Annotated in this window: 4 protein-coding genes and 1 pseudogene; all 5 read left to right on the top strand. The window is 73.1% G+C overall.

What is annotated here, in order from left to right:
• On the top strand, window positions 1-300 hold a 300-nt coding region (locus ASC99_RS39565; RefSeq protein WP_162257941.1), incomplete at its 5' end, for a hypothetical protein.
• 215 nt (window positions 301-515) lie between these two features.
• A partial coding sequence (locus tag ASC99_RS42430) for an alcohol dehydrogenase catalytic domain-containing protein (protein WP_369825212.1) occupies window positions 516-772 on the top strand: 257 nt, incomplete at its 3' end.
• Window position 773: 1 nt separating this feature from the next.
• A pseudogene (locus ASC99_RS41485) lies at window positions 774-1,605 on the top strand (zinc-binding dehydrogenase); the annotation flags it as partial.
• The gene (locus ASC99_RS31205) at window positions 1,602-3,092 is read left to right on the top strand and encodes a fatty acyl-AMP ligase (RefSeq protein WP_369825211.1); all 1,491 of its coding nucleotides are present in this window, start codon (window positions 1,602-1,604) and stop codon (window positions 3,090-3,092) included. The pseudogene ASC99_RS41485 and the gene ASC99_RS31205, both read left to right, overlap by 4 nt.
• A 142-nt stretch (window positions 3,093-3,234) precedes the next feature.
• On the top strand, window positions 3,235-3,926 hold a 692-nt coding region (locus ASC99_RS31210; protein WP_162257942.1), incomplete at its 3' end, for a glycosyltransferase.

Genomic DNA, 3,926 nt, shown 5'->3' on the forward strand with positions numbered 1-3,926 from the left:
GCGTCCGAGCTGATCAGCGAGGCGAGTTGGCGCCACCACCGCAGCTCGCACACCGACGCCCGCGCGCTGGAGCGCTACCGGGCCCGGCCCTACGACGGCCCGGTGCTGCTCTTCCGCGCCACCGACCCGACGCCCTGGCCGGTGCACGAGCCCCGGTTCGACCGTCGCGACGAGATGCTGGGCTGGGACGAGTACTGCACCGACCTCACGGTGATCCCCGTCCCGGGGCATCACTTCACCCTGATCGACCCGCCCGGCGTGGACCTGATCGCCGAACACCTCAGGAGGTTGTCGCAGTGAGCGACCTTGTCGAAGCGGTCCTCGCCGGGGCCGACCCGGACCGGATCCGGCAGGCTGCGGTCCCCGCCGAGTACCGGGCGGCCCACCTGCGGAAGCAGGACGTCGGCCTGTTCGACGGACTGACGCCCGGTCAGGACCGGGACGTGCGCCGCAGCGTGCACGTCGGCCCGGTGCCCACGCCCGAACTGGCCGCCGACGAAGTGCTGGTCGCGGTGATGGCCGCCGCCGTCAACTTCAACACCGTCTGGTCCGCGACCTTCGAACCCGTCCCGACCTTCGCCTTCCTCTCCCGGCTCGGCCGGACCGATCCCCGGCACGACCTGCCGCACCAGGTGATCGGCTCCGACGCCACCGGAGTCGTGGTCCGCACCGGGCCGGGCGTACGCCGCTGGCAGGTCGGCGACCGGGTGGTGGTCAACCCGGCCGTGATCGACCCGGAGGAGCCCGCCGCGCAGCAGGACGCGATGACCTCNCTGGGGCTACGAGACCAACTTCGGGGCGCTGGCGGACTTCGCGGTCGTCCGGGCCTCCCAGCTGATGCCCAAGCCCGCCCACCTGACCTGGGAGGAGGCCGCCTGCAACACCCTGTGCGCCGCCACCGCCTACCGGATGCTGGTCGGCGACCGAGGGGCCCGGATGAAGCAGGGCGACGTGGTCCTGATCTGGGGAGCAGCAGGCGGTCTTGGCGGGTACGCCGCCCAGCTGGTCCGCAACGGCGGCGGCATCGCGGTCGGGGTGGTCAGCTCGGCCGAGCGCGCGGAGCTGGCCCTGAAGGCGGGCTGCACAGCGGTGATCAACCGCCGGGAGCTCGGCCTCGACACCATGACGGACCCCAAGAGCTGGCGACGGCTCGGCGAGGAGATCCGCCGCCTGGTCGGGGAGGACCCGCACATCGTGTTCGAGCACACCGGGCAGGAGACCTTCGCGGCCTCGGTGTACGTCGCGCGCCGGGGCGGTGCGGTGGTCACCTGCGGCTCCAGCAGCGGTTACCAGCACCTCTACGACAACCGGCACCTGTGGATGAAGACCAAGCGCATCATCGGCAGCCACGGCGCCAACGCGCAGGAGTGCCACGAGACCAACCGGCTGCTCGGCCTGGGCATGCTGACGCCCACCCTCTCCGCCGTCTACTCCCTGGACGACGCCGCACAGGCGGTCCGCGCCGTCCAGCTCAACCGCCATCCCGGCAAGGTCGGGGTGCGCTGCCTCGCCCCGCAGGACGGCCTCGGCATCACCGACCACGAGCAGCGCGCCCGGATCGGCGAGGACCGGCTCCGGCTCTTCCGCACCCAGGAGACCTCATGATCCCGCTCGTGGACCGCGCCGCCCACTGGGCTCTGACCAGGCCGGACGCGACCGCCTACGGCTATGTCGACCACACCCTCGACCAGGCCGGGACGCGGCACACGCTGACCTGGCGTCAGGTCGACACCCGGGCCCGGGCGATCGCGGCCCGGATCCGCCAGCAGACCGGCCCGGGGGAGCGGGTCGCCATCCTCGCCCCGTCGGGGCTGGACTACGTGACGGCGTTCCTGGGTGCCGCCTACGCCCGGGTGATCGCCGTCCCGCTGTTCACCCCGGACCTGCCCGCCCACGGCGAGCGGCTGCTGCGCTCCTTCAACGACAGCGCCCCGGCGGCCGTGCTGACCACCGGCTCGGCGCTGGCCCAGGTGGAGGACTTCCTCTCCGGCGAAGGCGTCGCCCAGCCCGGTGACCTGGTCTGCGTCGACGAGGTGAGCGACCTGCTCGCGGCCCAGTGGCAGCCCGAACCCGCCCGGCCCGAGGACACCGCCTACCTCCAGTACACCTCCGGCTCCACCAGCGCCCCGGCCGGGGTGGTCATCACGCACGCCAACCTGACCGCCAACGCCGAGCAGATCTGGACCGCGTTCGAGGCCGTGGCCGGGCGGACCACCCTGGTCAGCTGGCTGCCGCTGTTCCACGACATGGGCCTGATGCTCACCGTGCTGGCGCCCCTGACGCACGGCGACAGCTCGGTCTTCACCGATCCGGTCTCCTTCCTGCTCCGCCCGGCCCGCTGGCTGGAACTCGCGGCCGGCGCCCCGCACGACGTCTACACCGCCGGGCCCAACTTCGCCTACGACTACTGCGCCAAGCGCGTCACCGAGGAGGAGAAGGCCACCCTGGACCTGTCCCGGGTCCGGGTCTTCATGAACGGCGCCGAGCCGATCCGGGCCGCCACCGTCAGCCGGTTCACCGCCGCCTTCGCCCGCTGCGGACTGCGGCCGGAGGCGCCCACCGCCGTGTACGGCCTGGCCGAGGCCACCGTCTTCGTGGCCACCGCCCCGCCGCGCGACCCGATGGTGACGACGCTGTTCGACGCCGACGCCCTGCTGGAGGGCCGGGCGCAGAAGGCCGACGGTGCGTCACCAGGCGTCGAACTGGTGGCCTGCGGCCGCCCCGGGGGCCAGCAGGTGCTGATCGCGGACCCGGAGACCGGGGAGCCCTGCGCCCCCGGCCGGGTCGGGGAGATCCGGATCAGCGGGCCGAACGTCGCCCGCACGTACTGGGGCAGCACCGACCGCTCGGCGGAGGTCTTCGCAGCGGACGGGTGGCTGCGCAGCGGTGACCTCGGGGTGTTCCACGACGACCAGCTCTACGTCACCGGCCGGCTCAAGGACCTGGTCATCCTGGACGGCCGCAACCACTACCCCCAGGACATCGAGGCCACCGTCCACGCCGCCCACCCCGGCATCCGCCCGGGCCGCGCGGTGGCCTTCGCCGCTCCGGGCGCGGACACCGAACGGCTGGTGGTGGTCGTCGAGTACTGAAGACCCGTCACGATCTGCGCGCCGACGACGTGGTGGTCACCGCCCCCGGCGGCGTCGTCCGGACGTCGAGCGGGAAGCTCGCCCGCCGGGCGACCCGGGCGCGCTACCTGGCCGACGAGATCACCCGGTGGGAGCCGTCCCGGTGAGGATCGTGATCCTCGCCGTCGGCTCCCGGGGCGACACCCAGCCCTGCGTGGCCCTCGGCGCCGGGCTACGCGCCAGAGGGCACCGGGTCCGGGTGGCGGCGAGTGCGCGCCATGCCCGGATGATCACCGATGCGGGGTTGGAGCACGCCGTGATCCGGGTGGACCCGCAGGACATCGTGCACTCCCCGGCGGGCCGCGAACTCGTCGGCGGGGGCTCGCCGTTGCGGACGATCAGGCGGTTCCGCCGGATCGTCGAACCCCTGCTGGCCCAGGTGGTCGCCGACGTCGACGCCGCCTGCAACGGCATGGAGGCGATCCTCGCGACACCGCTCGGCTGGATGGGACGGCACGCCTCGGAGCGGCACGGCATTCCGTACGCGCTGCTCCGCTTCGGTCCCGGCGAGCCGACCCGGGCCTTCCCGCATCTGATGCTGCACGGCCGGCGCCTCGGCAGGCTCCATGGGGTCGGGCCACTCGTCGGAGCCGGGAACCGGCTCAGCCACCAGGTGATCGAGCAGCTGACCTGGCAGCTTCTGCGGGCCGGCGTCAACCGGGCCCGGGGCAGCGAACTCGGCCTGGCGCCACTGCCGTTGGGTGGTCCGATGCGCGGCCGTCCGCCGCCTACAGCTTCATCAGGTTGCTGTCATCGACCGAAGCCGAGTGCCTGGACCGGAAGATGGACACGATG

The sequence above is a fragment of the Kitasatospora sp. Root107 genome (assembly GCF_001424875.1).
In the GTDB taxonomy this organism is placed as follows: domain Bacteria; phylum Actinomycetota; class Actinomycetes; order Streptomycetales; family Streptomycetaceae; genus Kitasatospora.